The sequence below is a fragment of the Caballeronia sp. LZ032 genome (assembly GCF_031451315.1).
In the GTDB taxonomy this organism is placed as follows: Bacteria; Pseudomonadota; Gammaproteobacteria; order Burkholderiales; family Burkholderiaceae; genus Caballeronia.
This window is the reverse complement of the sequence record NZ_JARUXP010000004.1, coordinates 1,036,121-1,052,294: the sequence shown is the minus strand read 5'-3', so window position 1 is coordinate 1,052,294 and position 16,174 is coordinate 1,036,121. Positions and strand designations below refer to the sequence as shown.

The window sequence follows — 16,174 nt, the reverse complement described above, 5'->3', positions numbered from 1 at the left end:
ATAATGTCGGCTCTTTTGTCCGTCATCGGCCCTTCGCCCTTCGTCATCGAGCCTGATGCTCTCGAACCTGCTCGTCCAACTCGTCAATGGCCTGGCCGACGCCTGTGCGCTGTTCCTCGTCGCCTCGGGACTCTCGCTGATCTTCGGCGTGACGCGCATCGTCAACTTCGCGCATGGCTCGCTGTACATGCTCGGCGTGTATCTCGCGTACAGCCTCACGAGCCGCTTCGGCGCGAGCGTCGCGGGATTCTGGGCCTCGCTCGCCGGTGCGGCGCTGGCGGTCGGCTTGCTGGGCGCGGCGATCGAGGTGACGGTGCTGAGGCGCATCTACCGCGCGCCCGAACTGTTTCATCTGCTCGCCACGTTCGCGCTGGTGCTCATCATCCGCGATGCCGCACTGTGGCTCTGGGGCCCGGAAGACCTGTTCGGCCCGCGTGCGCCGCATCTCGAAGGCGCGGTGCAATGGCTGGGCCACGCGCTGCCCACTTATGACCTCGCGTTGATCGTGATCGGCCCACTGGTGCTGCTCGCGCTCTGGTATGCGCTCACGCGCACGCGCTGGGGCACGCTCGTGCGCGCGGCGAGCGCGGACCGGGAAATGCTCGGCGCGCTCGGCGTCAACCAGGCCTGGCTCTTCACCGGCGTGTTCTGTGTCGGCGCGATGCTCGCCGGCCTCGGCGGCGCGTTGCAGGCGCCGCGCATGTCGGCGAACCTGTCGCTGGACCTCGACACCATCGGCAATGCGTTCGTGGTCGTCGTGGTCGGCGGGATGGGCTCGATTCCGGGCGCGTTCGTCGCGGCGCTGCTGATCGCCGAGATCAAGGCGCTGTGCATCGGCATCGGCCATGTGTCGATTGCGGGCATCGACTTCTCGCTGTCGAAGTTCACGCTGGTGGCGGAGTTCGTCGTGATGGCGGTGGTGCTGGTGCTGCGTCCGTGGGGGCTGTTCGGACGTCCTTCAAGCGTCGCGCGGTCGGCCGCGCCCGCCGAGCGGCCGCTCGTGCCCGCCACGCGAGCGATGAAGCTGGCCGCCGCGGCCGTGGTGCTCGCGCTGGCCGCCGCGCCGCTCGCCGCCGGTGCGTTCCCCTACATGCCGGTGCTCTTCGTCGAGATCATGATCGCCGTGCTGTTCGCCGCGAGCCTGCACTTCATCATGGGCCCGGGCGGCATGCATTCGTTCGGACACGCGGCGTACTTCGGTCTCGGCGCGTATGGCGCGGCGCTCGTCCTCAAGCTGTTCGCGCTGCCGATGGAACTCGCGCTCGTGCTCGGCCCGCTGCTCGCGGTCATCGGCGCGCTGGTCTTCGGCTGGTTTTGCGTGCGGCTGTCAGGCGTCTATCTCGCGATGCTCACGCTCGCGTTCGCGCAGATCGTCTGGTCCGTGGTGTTCCAGTGGGATGCGGTGACGGGCGGCAGCAACGGCATCCTCGGCATCTGGCCGGCGCCATGGCTGTCGTCGCCGGTGGCGTTCTATTACCTGACGCTCGGCTTCGCGGTGCTCGGCGTGTGGCTGTTGCGCCGCATGCTGTTCGCGCCGCTCGGCTTCGCGATGCGCGCGGGCCGCGATTCGCCGTTGCGCGCCGAAGCGATCGGCGTGAACGTGGCGCGCGTGCAATGGGCGGCGTTCGTCGCTGCCGCGCTCGTGTGCGGCTTCGCGGGTTCGCTGTATGCGTTCTCGAAGGGCAACATCTCGCCCGAGGTCATCAGCGTCGGGCGCTCGGTGGACGGCCTCGTGATGGTCCTGCTGGGCGGCATCCAGACACTCGCCGGGCCGCTCGTCGGCGCGAGCGTGTTTACGTGGCTGCAGGACACCGTCGCGCGCCAGACCGACTATTGGCAGGCGCTGCTCGGCGCAGCCATCCTGGTGCTGGTGATCGCGTTTCCGCAGGGCATCGCGGGCTTCGTGCGCGAGCGCTTCGCGAGGGATGCGTCATGACTCTCCTGAGCATCGCGCATCTCTCGAAGTCCTTCGACGGCGTCAAGGCCGTCGACGACGTCTCCTTCGACCTCGAAGCAGGCCAGCTGCTTGCGCTGATCGGTCCGAACGGCGCGGGCAAGTCCACCTGCTTCAATATGATCAACGGCCAGCTGAAACCGACCTCGGGCGCGATCCGTTTCGACGGCCACGACATCGCCGGACTGCGACCGCGCGAGATCTGGCGGCGCGGCGTGGGCCGCACGTTCCAGATCGCCGCGACCTTCAACTCGATGACCGTGCTCGAGAACGTGCAGATGGCGTTGCTCTCGCACGAGCGTCGGCTGTTCAGTCCGTTCGGCCGGGTGGCGTCGTGGCGCGAGCAGGACGCGCTCGATCTGCTCGATCTCGTCGGCATGGCCGGGCATGCGCGGCGCAGTTGCGCGGTGCTGGCGTATGGCGATGTGAAGCGCGTGGAACTGGCGATTGCGCTGGCGCACGGTCCGAAGCTGCTGCTGATGGACGAGCCCACCGCCGGCATGGCCCCGCAGGAACGCAACGCGTTGATGGCGCTGACCGCGCGGCTCGCGAAGGAGCACATGATCGGCGTGCTGTTCACGGAGCACAGCATGGACGTGGTCTTCGCGCATGCCGACCGGCTGATCGTGCTGGCGCGCGGCCATCTGATCGCGCAGGGCGACGCCGCCACCATCCGCAATGATGCCCGCGTGCGCGAGGTGTATCTCGGCACGGGCGCGTCGTTCACTCCGCGTGGGGAATCGGCATGAGTCTGCTGAAGGTTGCCGGCCTGAATGCGTTCTACGGCCGCGCGCAGATTCTTTTCGACGTCGGCTTCGAAGTGGCGCGTGGCGAGGTCGTTGCGCTGATGGGCCGCAACGGCGCGGGCAAGTCCACCACGATGAAGGCCGTGATGGGCCTGTTGCCGCGGGTGTCGGGGGCGGTCTCGTTCATGGGCGAGGACATCGCCGGCATGGCGCCGCACCGGATCGCGCGCAAGGGGCTGGGCTACGTGCCGGAAGATCGCCGCGTGTTCGGCGATCTGACCGTGATGGAGAATCTCGCTACCGGTCGTCAAGCGCCGCGCGAAGGCGCGCCGCGCTGGACGCCGGAGAAGCTGTTCCACGTATTTCCGAATCTCGGCGAAATGCGCGAGCGTCGCGCGAGCCGCATGAGCGGCGGCGAACAGCAGATGCTCACGGTGTCGCGCACGCTGATGGGCAATCCGCGCCTGGTGCTGCTCGATGAACCGTCGGAAGGCGTGGCGCCGGTCATTGTCGAACAGATGGCGGACATGATCCTGACGTTGAAGCGAGAAGGCCTCGCCATTCTGTTGTCCGAGCAGAACCTGCATTTCGCGGAGCTGGTCAGCGACCGCGTCTATGTGCTCGAACGAGGCCAGGTGCGCCATGCCGGCGCGATGAACGCATTCGCGCGCGACAACGCTGCGCGCCGTGAATTCCTGGGCGTATGACCCCATCCGCCCGAACCGGTTATCCAGAAGAGGAGAAGCATCCATGACAATTCGTGCGGGCATCCCGCTGCGCCTGACGCTTGCCGCGACCGCGGTGCTTGCCGCGAGTATCGGCGCCGCGCGCGCCGATACCATCAAGATCGGCGAGATCAACAGCTACAAGGCCCAGCCGGCGTTTCTCATGCCCTACAGGAACGGCTGGAATCTCGCGCTGGACGAGATCAACGCGACGGGCGGCGTCAACGGCAACAAGCTGGAAGTCGTCTCGCGCGACGACAATGGCAACCCCGGCGACACGGTGCGCGTCGCGCAGGAACTCGTCACGCGCGAGCAGGTGAAGCTGTTGTTCGGCGGCTATCTGTCGAACACGGGCCTCGCGCTCGCGGACTACGCGAAGCAGCGGCGCATCTTCTTCCTGGCGGCGGAACCGCTCACGGACAAGATCGTCTGGCAGGACGGCAACAAGTACACGTATCGTCTGCGGCCGTCCACCTACATGCAGGTCGCGATGCTGGTGCCCGAAGCGGCGAAGCTCCACAAGAAGCGTTGGGCGCTGGTGTACCCGAACTACGAGTACGGGCAGTCCGCGGTGGCGACCTTCAAGCGCCTGTTGAAGGCCGCGCAGCCGGATGTCGAGTTCGTCACGGAACAGGCGACGCCGCTCGGCAACGTGGACGCCGGCGCGGTGACGCAGGCGCTCGCCGACGCGAAGCCCGACGCCATCTTCAACGTGCTGTTCAGCGCAGACCTGGGCAAGTTCGTGCGCGAGGGCAATACGCGCGGCCTGTTCAAGGATCGGGCGGTGGTGTCGCTGCTGACGGGCGAGCCCGACTATCTCGATCCGCTGGGCAAGGAAGCGCCGGTCGGCTGGATCGTGACGGGTTATCCGTGGTATTCGATCGATACGCCCGAGAACAAGAAGTTCGTCGCGGCCTATGAAGCGAAGTATCACGACTATCCGCGGCTTGGCTCGGTGGTCGGCTACACGGCGATGATGTCGATTGCCAACGGCCTGAGAAGAGCCGGCTCGCCCGATGCCGACAAGCTCGCCGCCGCCTTCAAGGGCCTGCCGGTGAACACGCCGTTCGGGCCCATCACGTACCGCCCGCAGGACAACCAGTCGACCATGGGCGCATACGTGGGCGTGACGGGGCAGAAGGACGGCAAGGGCGTGATGACCTCGTTCCGCTATGTGGATGGCGCGAGCGTCCAGCCCTCGGACGCCGAGGTAAAGAAGCTGCGTCCGGCGGAGTAAGGCGTCAGGACTTCGGAAAGGGCTTGCTGACGAATTTCGAGCCGGCAAGCCCGAAGCGCCAGGGCACGTCGATGGCCTTGGTCAGGCCGATGCGCGGGCCGCTCACGATGGGAAACTCTTCCTCGGGCGGCTCGATATGAAACGGCGGCTCGAACAGCGACATGCCGTTGTTCCGGTGCGTGATGGCGAGCGCTTGCGCGAGGCGTCCCGGTCCCGAGCAGAGCAGCTTCACGGGTTCGAGCCCGCGCCGTTGGCGCATGGCATCGAGGCCGGTCAGCGGTTCGATGGCGCGGATCAGCACGCCCGCGCCGTGGCCTGGTTCGCGGCACACGAAGTTCATGCACCAGTGAATGCCGTACGAGCGATAGACATACACATGCGCGGGCGGCCCGAACATTGCTGCATTGCGCGGCGTCGGGCCGGAGAAGGTATGTGACGCGGGATCTTCGCGGTCGTAGGCTTCCGTCTCGACGATGCGGCCGCCGACGCCGTCCACCGTCACGATCGCGCCGATCAGGCGTTGCGCGACGACCTCGGAGGGCGCGTAAAAATCGATGGGAGTGGGCTGGGTGTTCACGAGCGCTATTCTAAGTCGTGCGTGGACGCCGCGTCCGCCAACGACTCAGGAGACGCCGAATGAAGACTTCATGGTTTCTGCGATTCTCGAATGCGCTCGCGCAGGTGGCGGGCCACGCATCGACCTTTGTGATTGCCGTCGTGCTGGTGATCGTCTGGGCCATCTCGGGCCCGATGTTCCATTTCAGCGATACGTGGCAGCTCGTCATCAATACCTCGACGACCATCGTCACGTTCCTGATGGTGTTCCTGATCCAGAACACGCAGAACCGCGATACCGCCGCGATGCAGATCAAGCTCGACGAGCTGATCCGCGCGATGGACCGCGCGCACAACGCGCTGCTGGATCTGGAGGAACTCGACGAGAAGGAACTCGCCGTGTTCCGCAAGCGTTACGAGAAGCTTGCGCAGGAAGCGCGCGAGGATCTGCGTTCGGCGGGTAGCGATATCGAGATGCCGGCGTTCGAGCGCGCGGATGCACGCTCGAACGGGAAGCAGACGTGACGGCTTACTTCGTGAGACGCAGCACGCCCAGATTGCCGGCGATCTGCTGGAAGATGTTGTCGAGCGTCGTATTGTCGGGCGCGTTGTAGTAATTGCCCGGGCTCGCGCAGTTCTGCATGTTGACCTTCGCGCTCGAACTCGACGCCGATGCGCCGAACGTGATTGCATAGATCGTGATGCCTTCGGCCTTGATCGCCGAGCAGATGGCCTGCTGGAACGTATTCACGTCGTCGGGATAGCCGGCGCCGTTGCCGCTCGAATCGTCGACCGGATCGCCGCCGTGCAGCTCGGATGAATCCGTGAGCGCGTTGGACATGGTGGTGCCGTTGGGGCGGATCACCGTCGGCGCCGAGAGGCTGTTGGTGCCCACGCCCGACAGTCCATTGAAATAGAGCGTATTGGGAATGGAGCCCGTTGCGCCGATCTGATTCTGGCCGTCGGTGAGGACGATCATCACGCGCTGCAGGTTCTGCACCGAGCCATCGGTGGGCTTCGGCAGGCTTGGGTCAGTGGAAGTCCAGCCGCTCTTGGTGCCGGCCACGTTCTGCGACCACGACGGCTCCAGCATGCGCCAGCCCCAGAGCAATCCTGTCGGAATGATGGTTGAACCGGACGGCGTCATCTTCTTGACCGCGGCCGTCAGCGTGCTCGAGCTCTGCGTGAGGAAGGTCATCGAGGTGGCGAGGCAGCCCGAGTTCTGCGTGAGCGTCTGTCCGCTGCTGTTGGTCTGATCGAACTGATAGCCGATGCCGGTGCCTTTTCCCGTCGACGGATACGAGCATTGATTGGCCGCCCCCGACGAGCCGAGCGTCACCGGCACGGACGAGCTGGTCGAGGTGGTCGAGTCGGTCGTGGTGCAGCTCTTGTAGCGACTGCTCGAGCTGTAGGTGATCATCTTCAGCTTGCTGGTCGGGACGTTGTAGTAGTAGCGCTGGAACTTGCGCGTGTCCGCCGGCGAATAGGCTTCGGGCGAAAGGTTGCCGCCCGTGCGCGGCTCGATCACGCAGCCGTTCCAGGTGCTGGTCGAGATGTTCGACGTGTTGTACGTGGGCAGCGTGCTGCTGAGCCAGGTGCCGGTCGAGGGCAGGGCGCCGGTCGTGTTGACCGTGCTGGCGAACGGCACGAGTCCGATGAAGTTCTTGTTGGTCGCACTGCTCGTTCCGGACGGCAGAAGGTCGCCGATCAGCGAGTTCGCCGCTGCCTGGAGGCCGCTCATCTTGGTGGCGCCGCTGATGCCGTTGGCGGGGTCCTTCATGGAGCCGGTGTTGTCCAGCACCATCACGAGTTCGAGGGTGCTTTGCGGCAGCCGCGTTGCGGTGTTGGTCGCGGATACCGTCGACGTATCCGGCGTGGGCGTGCCGCTGCCGGAACCGCTGCCACTGCCGCTACCTGATGTTTTCGTGAAGACCTTCGGCGCGATCAAAGGCAGTGATCCCGAAGCCGTGAGCGAGATGGTCTGTCCGGTGGCCGGCGCGCCCGTCACGGTCGCCGAGAAGTTCGCGTCGGGCATGGTGAAGCCCATCATGCCGGAAGGGCTGTTCGCGTCGTAGTAGGCGCGCGCGTCTTTTTGCCAGGTAGCAAGGCTGGTGCCGGTCGGCGTATTGCCGTAGCGCTGGAGATCGACGCCGGCCGAGAGCGTGGCCACGTCGAGCGCCATCTGCATGTGGCCCTGCGTCATCACGTAGTTGATCGAGTCCAGCGCCAGGCACATCGATCCGATCATGGCGCTCGCGCACATCGCGAACATGATCGCGACGCTGCCTTCCGCGTGTTTGCGCAGCCGGTTGCATGCACGCAGCGTCGACGAAATCGTCATGAAGCAGTACCCCGTTCTTTTGATTTTCATGGGCGAATCCGTGGTTCCGCGAGCCTCAATAGAACGCTCGCGGCGCACGCGGGCGCACGAACACGCGGCGGTACACCGTCTGCTGACCGGGCATTCCAGGCACCAGTCTGGAGGTCATGAGGAACGGGTTATACGACAAAAACACTTCCACGATGATGGCTGAATCGCCCGTGCGGAAGGGCCATGTCGTGGGCAGCGGCGCCGCGCTCGACACCCGCGACGCCATGCTCGAAGCCTTGCTGTTGGTCCATGAAGGCGGGGAGGCCGTCCACTGAACCTTCGGCGTGGCGGTCGTCATGGAGGTATCCATGTCCTTGCACTTCTTGCTGGAATCGGGATCGCACACGAAGGTCACGTACACCATGCCGTTGGCCTTCAATTGATACGGCGCGGCGAGGAGCGCCGCATCCTGCCACAGCGAGCCATAACTGTTGGCATCGGTGGTGTCGCTGTTGTCGGCGATGACGGAGGTCATCTGGCCGATAGTATTGGCGAGCGTGAAAGCCGTGCGATCGACCGCGCTGACCGCCCGGATATACATGTAGATTTCGGTGAAACCGAGCAGCACGAGCAGCATCATCGGCACGATGATCACGAACTCGATCGACACGCTGCCACGATCCGAGCGCAGCAGGCGGCCCAGTTTCGTCGCGATGGATCCGGCTGGTTCGCGGGTCGTTGTCATTTTTCGTTCAGCACGATGTAGTTGCGCTCGAAGGTCAGTTGGCTGATGCCGAACAGTTTCGGAACGCCGGTGATGCCGGGCATCTTGAGCTGGATGTTGTAGACGACCACGTCGCCGTATCCACCCATGTCCGACGTCGGCGCGTAGCTCGCGTTGGCGACGTTGTTATAGCCGTAACTGCCGTAGTTCTGTTCGGTGACGGCGATGGTCGCGCCGACGTTGCGCCATCCGCCGAGGATCGATTCGACCTTCGCCTGCGCCTCCTGCGACCGCGTGCCCGAAGTCGGCGCGGTCGTGGTCAGGCCGACACGCGACGCAACCTGTGCCGCGGCCTGCACCGATGCATCGGCGATCATCTCCAGTGCAATCTCGACGGTGCCGATGAAGAGGATCATCGCAATGATCCCGACGAACGCAAATTCGATCGACGCGATGCCGCACTCGTCGCGCAGCAGTGCTTTCGCGAAGGCCGGTGAGCCCGGCCGGCGGCGCGCGGAGTGATTCATTTGAGGCGCGTGGTCTGCACCTGGGCCGTCGGAATGGCGGCGGGCGTGGTGGAGCCGGAGGGCGTCGCAGGGGAGACGGACGACGTACGTTGCAACAGCAGCTCGCGCTGCAGGTCGTAGTAGCGCAGGTTGTCCTCGACCGACGCCTTCGGCAGATCGCGCGACAGAATCTCGGCGGCCGCTTCGCGGTTGCCGAGCAGCCCGTAGGCGAGCGCGAGGTCCTGGCGGGCTTGCGGCGGCGCGGCGGGGAAGCGCGTGACGTCGAGCAGTACGTTCGCGCCTTCGCGCGGATCGCCGCCGAGCACCAGCGAGAGGCCGAGGTTCACCGAAATCAGCGGATCGCCTGCGTTCTTCCTGAGCGCCTGCCGCAACACGGCCTGTGCGCCCCGGTGATCGCCGCTCATGTCGAGTGCGGCGCCCAGTCCGGCCGAAGCGAGCGGATCGTCCGGCATCAGCGAGAGCAGGCGGCGGTACGTCGCGATGGCGTCGTCGAAGCGGCGCTGGCGCATCGCGACGCGCGCGATGCCGATGAGCGGCGCAGGCGCGTTCGCATCGTTCTTGCTGGCGCGATCGTAATAGACGCCCGCGCGCGTGAAGTCGCCGACCGCGTACAGCGTATTGCCCAGGCCCGTGAGGCCCGCGACCGAGTGCGGGTCCGCTTGCACCACTTTTTCGTAGAGCGACGTCGCGAGTTCGATGTTGCCGGAATCGAGCGCCGTCTCGGCGATTCGCATCTCGCTCATCGAGCTGGGCGCCGAGTTGCGCATCACCGGGCGGCTATCGACGCTCTGGCGGGACGTGGTCGTGCAGGCGCCGAGCAGGATCGCGAGCGTGGCGCAGCAGGCCGTCACACTCAGGCGGCGCACGGCGGGATGGGAGAACGGTGTGGTCTTCATCGTTTTGTAAAGACGCTGATGAGTTGGATGGCAGCCGGGCCTGCGGCGATCAGCATCACCGCGGGCAGGATGAAGAGCATCATCGGCACGGCCATCTTGGGGGCGAGCTTCGCCGCCTTTTCTTCGAGCGAGACGATGTGCGCGAGCCGCTCGGTGTGCGACAGCGTGCGCAACGCCTGCGTGATCGGAGTGCCGTAGCGCATCGATTGCGTGAGCGTGGAGATGAGCGCGCGAATCGACGGCAGATCGATGCGGTCGGCGAGCGCCTGCAAGGCGCGCGTGCTTTCGCCCGAGAGCTTGAGCTCGTCGGCGGTCAGCGAGAATTCGCCCGACAGGGGCGGGCAGATGGTCTTCAGCTCGTCGGCGACGCGCCGGATCGACACGCCGAGACTATTCCCCGCGTTCGTGCAGATGACCAGCAGGTCGAGTGCATCGGGCAGGCACGAGGCCATGGCCTTGCGGCGCCGCGCGGCGAAGAAGCCGATCACGTATTCCGGCAGGATCATGCCGACCACGAAAACGAGCAGCATCATGACGCCGCGCACGGCCGGATAGCCGCCCACCACGGGAATATGCGAGCCGAGCATCACGGTGAACGCGGCGCAGACAAGCCCGACGACGAACTTGATCGCGAGCAGCACCGAGACCGCCGACTGGCTGCGATAGCCGCTGCGGATCATCTGCGTGCGCAGCTTTGCGCGGTACTTGGCGTCGAACAGCGGCAGACGGTCGCCCAGGCGGGCGAGGCGCTGCGCGAGGCGCGCCATGCGGCCGTCGTCGGTGTCCTCTTCGACCGCCATGCGTTCATTGCGCTGCACGACCGCGGCCTGACGCGTGCGCTCGGCGATGCGCCCGCGAGTACCGCCGTGCTTGGTCGCCCACCAGATCACGATGCTGACGACGAGCGCCAGCAGCATCAGCAGGTTGATCAGTGTTTCGAGGTTGTCCTGACTCATCGCGCCGTATCCAGTTTCGACATCTTTTGAACGATGATCAAACCCATCGTGAGGCAGACTGCCGCGCACATCAGCACCTTCTGGCCCGCCGAGGTATCGAACAGCACCATCAGATAAGCGCGATTGAGCATGAACGTGCTGCCCAGAATGAAGAACGGAACCGAAGCGAGAATCTTGGTGGTGATGCGTGCCTCACCCGTCAGCGCCTTCGTTTTCTGGCGAATCTCACGGCGCTTGCGCACGATGCCCGCGAGGTTTTCGAGCGTCTCGCCGAGCTGGCCGCCGGTTTCGCGTTGCAGCAGCAGGCAGACACAGAAGAACGAGAAGTCCGCGATGCCGATGCGCGCGACCGCAGTGTCGAGCACTTCTTCGAGATCGAGACCGACCTTCAACGCGTCGCCCATCAGTTTGAATTCGCTTTTGAGCGGCTCGGCGCATTCGCTGGACGCGACGCCCATGACGTGCGTGACCGGCACGCCGGCGCGCACCGCGCGCACGATCAGGTCGATCAGATCAGGGAAGCCCTCGAGGAAGCGCCGCTTGAAGCGCTCGACGAGAAAGCGGTACGACTGCATCGCGCCGAGCAGCGGCAGGCCGGCGAGCAACGCGGGCTTGGCGACGTCGGGCAGCGGCAGCAGATTCGTCATCAGCAGCGCGATGATTTCGGCCACGACCGTCGCGATGATCACGATGCGCAAGCCGTTCGCGCCAGCCACGGTCTTGAGGCGTGAGATCTTCGGTCCGAACCAGCGCGTGAACAGATTTTCGTTACGGCTGACGGTGAAGAGGTCGGCAACGTCATGGCGCGCGTCGCGGATATGCGAGCCGGTCGCGGGGAAGTCGGCCTTGACGCGGGCCTGGATGCGTGCGTCAGGCTGCTGCTTGCGCATGTCCTGCAGCATTAGCAGCATGATGCCGGCCAGCAGGGCGACGGCGAACACGCCGAATGTGATCAGATCGACGTTGCTCATGGGCGCATCGCCTCCAGCAGTGCGTCTTCGAGTCCGTAGTAGGCGGCGCGGGCCGCGAACGCCGGCCGCACCGACCCCGTTTCGAACACGCCTTTGACTTCCTCGCTGTAGGCGCTGGCGTCGTAATGGAACGCGAACAGGTCCTGCGTGATGATCACCTCGCCTTCCATGCCGACGAGTTCCGTGATGCGCGTGACGCGGCGCATGCCGTCGCGCATCCGCTCGATCTGCACGATCATGTGCACCGCGCTTGCAATCTGGCGGCGGATCGACAGCAGCGGCAGGTTGCCGTTCGCCATCATCACCATCGATTCGAGACGCGTGATGCCGTCGCGCGGCGTGTTCGCGTGGATCGTGGTCATCGAGCCGTCGTGGCCCGTGTTCATGGCCTGCAACACGTCGAAGGCTTCGGAGCCGCGGGTTTCGCCGAGGATGATGCGGTCAGGACGCATCCGCAGCGCGTTGCGCACCAGATCGCGCTGCGTCACCGCGCCGAGTCCTTCGGCATTCTCGGGCCGCGTTTCCAGGCTGACCACGTGCGGTTGCACGAGCTGCAGTTCGGCCGCGTCCTCGATCGTCACCGTGCGTTCGCCATGGCCGATGAAGTGCGACAGCGCGTTCAGCAGCGTCGTCTTGCCCGAGCCCGTGCCGCCCGACACGATGATATTGAGGCGGCAGGTGCTCGCGAGCTTGAGCACGGTGGCCATCGCGGCGGACAGGTTGCCCTGCTGCGCCATGCGATGCAGCGTGATGTTGCGCTTGGAAAACTTCCGGATGGAGATCGAGGCGCCGTGGATCGCGAGCGGCGGCAGCACGACGTTCACCCGGCTGCCGTCGGCAAGACGCGCATCGACCATCGGGCTGCTTTCATCGACGCGACGGCCCACGCCCGCCGCAATGCGCTGCGCCACGTTGGTCACGTGGGTGTTGTCGCGGAACTTGCAATTCGTGAGTTCGAGACGGCCGTGCCGTTCCACCCAGACCTGATCGGGGCCGTTCACCAGCACGTCGGTGATGGTGTCGTCGGCGAGCAGCGGTTCGATCGGACCGAGGCCGAACATGTCGTTCAGCAGTTCGCCGACGATCTGCGCCTGTTCCGAGATCGTGATGTTGAGCCGTTCGCGCTCCGCGACTTCGAGCACGAGCTGTTCGACGCCCGGCTTCATCTGCTCGCGCGTCTTGCCGACGGCCGCGGATGCATTCATCGAGGCGAACACGCCGGTGCGGATGAGCCTGAACAGGTCCGAACGCACCAGCACCTCGTTGCCTTCCGGCGCCTGCACGCGCGGAGGCGGTGGCGCCGGGGCGGGAGCCGGCGCGAGCGCGGCAGCGTCGGCTGCCGCTTCCGTGTCGGGCTCCGGGCGGGTAACCTGTTTCTGTCCGAACATCAGCCTCTCCTGAGCCGGAGCTTCTGGAAGAACGAGCGCTCGGCGTTCATCTGCTGACCGGTCAGGTCGCCGCCGATACGCGTGATCATCTGATTGAAGCCGTTCGCGTTCTTCTCTTTCGGCGCTTCGCCGAGATTCTCGGCCGTTGCGAGCGCCTTCGCCTCGAACGGGATCTCGTACAGCACGTTGCGGCCGACCGCCGTCATGAAGTCGTTCAGTTGCACCTTGCCGCTCGACACGGCATTCGGGTTGTTGACCAGCAGCGAGGTCGGCGGATTGTTGTCACGGTCCTCGATGTGACGCAGCAGGCGAATGGTCTCGCGCGTCGAATGCACCGAACGGTCGGCGATCAGATAGACGCGCGCGGCGTGATCCAGCGCTTCCTGCGCGAGCGGATCCGTCATCGGGCCGACGTCGAGAATCACGTAGTGAAAGCTGTCGCACAGCAGTTCGAGCACGCGCGGCAGCGCACCGGCGCCGAACGGCCGCGCGGCGCCGTATTCGAGTTCCGCGGAGAGCATGAAGAGCCGGGTGCCCTTGGCGACCAGTGTGCGCTCCACGTATTGCGGATCAAGGCGGTGCACGTTCTGCAACACGTCGACCAGGCCGTTGTTGCTTTGCAGGCCGAGCATCGAGTTGGCGGCGCCGCCGTTCAGGTTCAGGTCCACATAGGCGACGCGGCGGTGCGTGTCTTCGGACAGGTGACGCGCCACGTTGAGCGCCAGCGTCGTGACGCCGACGCCGCCCCGCGAACCCGCAAACGCGATGGTCTTGCCGGCGCGCGCCAGCATCACCGGGCTGACCTTGCCTTCCGAGACGTTCACCGTGCGCTTGAGCAGTTCGACGGTGATCGGCTTGACGAGATAGTCGCGCACGCCAATCTTGAGCAGGCTGCGGAACAGGCCCACGTCATTGCGCTCGCCGAGCGCCACCACCTGCACCGAGGGCTCGCACACTTCGGCAAGACGGCCGAGGTCGGAGAGCGGCATCACGGATTCCTGCAGATCCACCAGCAGGAAGAGCGGCGAGCGGTCGACCTTGGCGAGATACGCAATTGCGTCGTCGACGTTGCCCACGACGATATGCGCGTGCGGCATCGCCTGTTCGAGCACGAAGCTCTTCACGATCTGTTCGGTCTTGCGATCGGACACGAACGCGATGAAGTCCGCATTGCGCGCGCTCGACTTGGTCTTCGAAAAGGAAAGCTCTGTGCTCATGGCTGGCCTGGTCTGACTTGGGCTGAATTGCGTTGCATCACTTGCTGCTGCGCGAGGTCGACGTGTCGAGCGGGATCACGTGACCGGTCTCGTAACGCCTAACCGCGCTCGCCGCCACGGCCGCGTCCGCCGGGCCGAGTGTCTGCGGATGCACGGCGTCTTCGGGACGTGCGAGTTGCGCGGCCAGGTTGGTGTACGTGGCGCAGCCCCATTGCATGCTCGGCCGGCGGATGCCGGCGTCCGTCAGCAGCGACGGGCGCGAGAGGCTGGCGCAGTCGGGCGGCACGGCGTTCGTGCCGTCGTAGCCGATCACCGTTTCGTTCGGCATGTTGCGCGGCGGCTTGAAGCAGCCGCTGGCGGCGACGGCGAACACGCCGGCGATGAGAAGGGAAAGCAGTCGTGTGTGTTTCATGACGGGCTCAATAGACGTAGCCGGCCGCGCCGACAAGACGCGGCTGTCCGGCCTGAGCCGCCGCGTCGCCGTTCTGGCGCCGGAAGCTGTATTCGACATCGCTCGACGGCGAGATCAGCGAATCGAGCGGGGTACGCAGTTTCGACGGATCGGTCGGCTCGACCAGATACGGCGTGACCATGATCACCAGCTCGGTCTTGTTGTTCTGGTAGTTGGTCGACGAGAACAGCTTGCCGAGCACCGGGATCGAGCCCAGGCCGGGCACCTGCGAAACCACGTCGCTGGTATTGCTCTGCAGCAGCCCGCCGATCGCGAAGCTCTGGCCGCTCGCCAGTTCCACGGTGGTGTCCGCGCGGCGCACCGACAGGCCCGGCACGGTGATGCCGCCGGTCGTGACGCTCGCCGTCGTGTCGATCTGGCTGACCTCGGGGCGAACCTTCAGGCTGATGCGGCGGTCCGTCATCACGGTCGGCGTGAAGTCGAGCTTGACGCCGAACTGCTTGAACTCGACCGTGATCGCGCCGTTGACTTGCGACACCGGAATCGGGAATTCTCCGCCCGCGAGGAAGCTTGCGGTCTGGCCCGAGAGCGCGACGAGATTCGGCTCGGCGAGCACGGTGAGCAGACCTTCCTGGTTCAGCGCATCGACGAGCGCGCGGATGTCCACGTTGTTCGTCTTGAAGGCGCCCAGAATCGAGTAAGCGTTGTTGGTCGGCAGGTTGACCGGATAGGTCACGGCGCCGTTGGCGGCGGTGAGCGGCTGGTTCAGGTTGTAGATCGAACGGCCGCTGAAGACGCCGCCGTAGAAGTTGCCGACCGCGTTGCCCATCGCCTGCCAGTTGATGCCGAGCTGCTGCGTGACGTTGCGGTCCACTTCCGTGATGCGCACGCGCAGTTGCACTTGCAGCGGCCGGTCGATCGTCATGCGGTTGACCAGCACTTCCTTCTCGGCGAGATAGGGCGTCACCGTCTGCACGATGGCGTCGGCATCCGCCGGATTCGATGCCTGGCCGCTCAGCGTCAGCGTGCCCGGTCCCGTACCGATCTGCACGTTCGCGTTAGGGAAGCGTGCGGTGAGCATGCCGCGCAGCATGGTCAGGTCGCGCGAGACGATGATCGTGCGCTGCACGAGCGGCCGGTTATTGGCGCCGAGCACGTAGAGCGTGGTCGAGCCGGTTTTCTTGCCGAGCACGAACACCGCGCGCGGCGAGGGTACGTGCACGTCGGCGATGGTCGGATCCGCGACGAACACCGATACGGCGTTCTCGTTGAGCGACAACATCGTGCCCTTGCTCGCGTCCAGCACGAGCGGGCCTTGCGGCGCGGCGGGCGACATCGCGTCCGTCGAAGCGGTGCGGACGGGCGAGGCTGCGCCGGCGTGCGGCGGCAGCTTCGCCGGCGGCGCGGCGTGGGCGACCGTGCACGCGAGCAACGCTGCGCACGCCAACGCCGGCGCGCTGCGCGTCTGATCGATACTTCCCGCGATACCGCTCGCGAGCCGACTCCAACTGAACTGCGTTTTCATGAATGTGAATCCTGGCGATGGCGCGCGTTC

General features: G+C 65.5%; 16 protein-coding genes. 5 read left to right on the top strand and 11 right to left on the bottom strand.

The genetic code is table 11. The features are described 5' to 3' along the window. Positions 1-55: 55 nt before the first annotated feature. From QCE69_RS32645 to QCE69_RS32630, 4 genes are read left to right on the top strand one after another with little or no spacing between them, the layout of a single operon-like run. A complete protein-coding gene (locus QCE69_RS32645; RefSeq protein ID WP_309935053.1) occupies positions 56-1,936 on the top strand; it encodes an ABC transporter permease in 1,881 nt (626 codons plus the stop codon). Beyond that, positions 1,933-2,703, top strand: coding sequence for an ABC transporter ATP-binding protein (locus QCE69_RS32640; RefSeq protein WP_309935051.1), 771 nt, complete (start codon positions 1,933-1,935; stop codon positions 2,701-2,703). Before QCE69_RS32645 ends, QCE69_RS32640 begins: the two co-directional genes overlap by 4 nt. After that, positions 2,694-3,407 carry an ABC transporter ATP-binding protein gene (locus QCE69_RS32635; protein WP_309927539.1) on the top strand — a complete coding sequence of 238 codons (714 nt, stop codon included), beginning with the start codon at positions 2,694-2,696 and terminating at the stop codon, positions 3,405-3,407. Before QCE69_RS32640 ends, QCE69_RS32635 begins: the two co-directional genes overlap by 10 nt. 43 nt (positions 3,408-3,450) lie before the next feature. Then, complete coding sequence (locus QCE69_RS32630) at positions 3,451-4,662, top strand: ABC transporter substrate-binding protein (protein ID WP_309820707.1); 1,212 nt, start codon at positions 3,451-3,453, stop codon at positions 4,660-4,662. A gap of 4 nt (positions 4,663-4,666) precedes the next feature. Here the strand turns inward: QCE69_RS32630 and QCE69_RS32625 are convergent, their stop codons facing one another. Continuing rightward, positions 4,667-5,239: a DNA-3-methyladenine glycosylase gene (locus QCE69_RS32625; protein ID WP_309926770.1), complete on the bottom strand. Its 573-nt coding sequence runs from the start codon at positions 5,237-5,239 to the stop codon at positions 4,667-4,669. Between the two features lie 59 nt (positions 5,240-5,298). Here QCE69_RS32625 and QCE69_RS32620 point away from each other — a divergent pair, with 59 nt between their 5' ends. Continuing rightward, complete coding sequence (locus QCE69_RS32620; RefSeq protein WP_309926768.1) at positions 5,299-5,742, top strand: low affinity iron permease family protein; 444 nt, start codon at positions 5,299-5,301, stop codon at positions 5,740-5,742. Positions 5,743-5,746: 4 nt separating this feature from the next. Here QCE69_RS32620 and QCE69_RS32615 read toward each other — a convergent pair whose 3' ends face one another. From QCE69_RS32615 to QCE69_RS32570, 10 genes are read right to left on the bottom strand one after another with little or no spacing between them, the layout of a single operon-like run. Further along, the gene (locus tag QCE69_RS32615; RefSeq protein ID WP_309935050.1) at positions 5,747-7,588 is read right to left on the bottom strand and encodes a VWA domain-containing protein; all 1,842 of its coding nucleotides are present in this window, start codon (positions 7,586-7,588) and stop codon (positions 5,747-5,749) included. Positions 7,589-7,613: 25 nt separating this feature from the next. After that, entirely contained in the window at positions 7,614-8,273 is a 660-nt protein-coding gene (locus tag QCE69_RS32610) for a TadE/TadG family type IV pilus assembly protein (protein WP_309935048.1), read from the bottom strand. Next, positions 8,270-8,779 (bottom strand): pilus assembly protein, encoded by a 510-nt coding sequence (locus QCE69_RS32605; protein ID WP_309935047.1) that lies wholly within the window; start codon positions 8,777-8,779, stop codon positions 8,270-8,272. The genes QCE69_RS32610 and QCE69_RS32605 overlap by 4 nt, the downstream gene beginning before the upstream one ends. After that, positions 8,776-9,675: a tetratricopeptide repeat protein gene (locus QCE69_RS32600; RefSeq protein ID WP_309935045.1), complete on the bottom strand. Its 900-nt coding sequence runs from the start codon at positions 9,673-9,675 to the stop codon at positions 8,776-8,778. Before QCE69_RS32600 ends, QCE69_RS32605 begins: the two co-directional genes overlap by 4 nt. Beyond that, a complete protein-coding gene (locus tag QCE69_RS32595) occupies positions 9,672-10,631 on the bottom strand; it encodes a type II secretion system F family protein (protein ID WP_309926754.1) in 960 nt (319 codons plus the stop codon). The genes QCE69_RS32600 and QCE69_RS32595 overlap by 4 nt, the downstream gene beginning before the upstream one ends. Beyond that, entirely contained in the window at positions 10,628-11,602 is a 975-nt protein-coding gene (locus QCE69_RS32590; RefSeq protein ID WP_309935044.1) for a type II secretion system F family protein, read from the bottom strand. Before QCE69_RS32590 ends, QCE69_RS32595 begins: the two co-directional genes overlap by 4 nt. Then, positions 11,599-12,990, bottom strand: coding sequence for a CpaF family protein (locus tag QCE69_RS32585; protein ID WP_309926748.1), 1,392 nt, complete (start codon positions 12,988-12,990; stop codon positions 11,599-11,601). Before QCE69_RS32585 ends, QCE69_RS32590 begins: the two co-directional genes overlap by 4 nt. Next, complete coding sequence (locus QCE69_RS32580) at positions 12,990-14,207, bottom strand: AAA family ATPase (protein WP_309935043.1); 1,218 nt, start codon at positions 14,205-14,207, stop codon at positions 12,990-12,992. Before QCE69_RS32580 ends, QCE69_RS32585 begins: the two co-directional genes overlap by 1 nt. Positions 14,208-14,244: 37 nt before the next feature. After that, positions 14,245-14,619 (bottom strand): CpaD family pilus assembly lipoprotein, encoded by a 375-nt coding sequence (locus QCE69_RS32575; protein WP_309926745.1) that lies wholly within the window; start codon positions 14,617-14,619, stop codon positions 14,245-14,247. Positions 14,620-14,626: 7 nt separating this feature from the next. Continuing rightward, complete coding sequence (locus tag QCE69_RS32570) at positions 14,627-16,144, bottom strand: type II and III secretion system protein family protein (protein ID WP_404987710.1); 1,518 nt, start codon at positions 16,142-16,144, stop codon at positions 14,627-14,629. Positions 16,145-16,174: the final 30 nt, after the last annotated feature.

Excerpts from the sequence above, each read along its gene's own strand:
- QCE69_RS32620 (WP_309926768.1), top strand. The coding sequence starts at position 5,299 with ATGAAGACTTCATGGTTTCTGCGATTCTCGAATGCGCTCGCGCAGGTG.
- QCE69_RS32580 (WP_309935043.1), bottom strand. The coding sequence starts at position 14,207 with ATGAGCACAGAGCTTTCCTTTTCGAAGACCAAGTCGAGCGCGCGCAAT.
- QCE69_RS32570 (WP_404987710.1), bottom strand. The coding sequence starts at position 16,144 with ATGAAAACGCAGTTCAGTTGGAGTCGGCTCGCGAGCGGTATCGCGGGA.
- QCE69_RS32610 (WP_309935048.1), bottom strand. The coding sequence starts at position 8,273 with ATGACAACGACCCGCGAACCAGCCGGATCCATCGCGACGAAACTGGGC.
- QCE69_RS32605 (WP_309935047.1), bottom strand. The coding sequence starts at position 8,779 with ATGAATCACTCCGCGCGCCGCCGGCCGGGCTCACCGGCCTTCGCGAAA.
- QCE69_RS32640 (WP_309935051.1), top strand. The coding sequence starts at position 1,933 with ATGACTCTCCTGAGCATCGCGCATCTCTCGAAGTCCTTCGACGGCGTC.
- QCE69_RS32645 (WP_309935053.1), top strand. The coding sequence starts at position 56 with ATGCTCTCGAACCTGCTCGTCCAACTCGTCAATGGCCTGGCCGACGCC.
- QCE69_RS32615 (WP_309935050.1), bottom strand. The coding sequence starts at position 7,588 with ATGAAAATCAAAAGAACGGGGTACTGCTTCATGACGATTTCGTCGACG.
- QCE69_RS32585 (WP_309926748.1), bottom strand. The coding sequence starts at position 12,990 with ATGTTCGGACAGAAACAGGTTACCCGCCCGGAGCCCGACACGGAAGCG.
- QCE69_RS32595 (WP_309926754.1), bottom strand. The coding sequence starts at position 10,631 with ATGAGTCAGGACAACCTCGAAACACTGATCAACCTGCTGATGCTGCTG.
- QCE69_RS32630 (WP_309820707.1), top strand. The coding sequence starts at position 3,451 with ATGACAATTCGTGCGGGCATCCCGCTGCGCCTGACGCTTGCCGCGACC.
- QCE69_RS32575 (WP_309926745.1), bottom strand. The coding sequence starts at position 14,619 with ATGAAACACACACGACTGCTTTCCCTTCTCATCGCCGGCGTGTTCGCC.
- QCE69_RS32600 (WP_309935045.1), bottom strand. The coding sequence starts at position 9,675 with ATGAAGACCACACCGTTCTCCCATCCCGCCGTGCGCCGCCTGAGTGTG.
- QCE69_RS32590 (WP_309935044.1), bottom strand. The coding sequence starts at position 11,602 with ATGAGCAACGTCGATCTGATCACATTCGGCGTGTTCGCCGTCGCCCTG.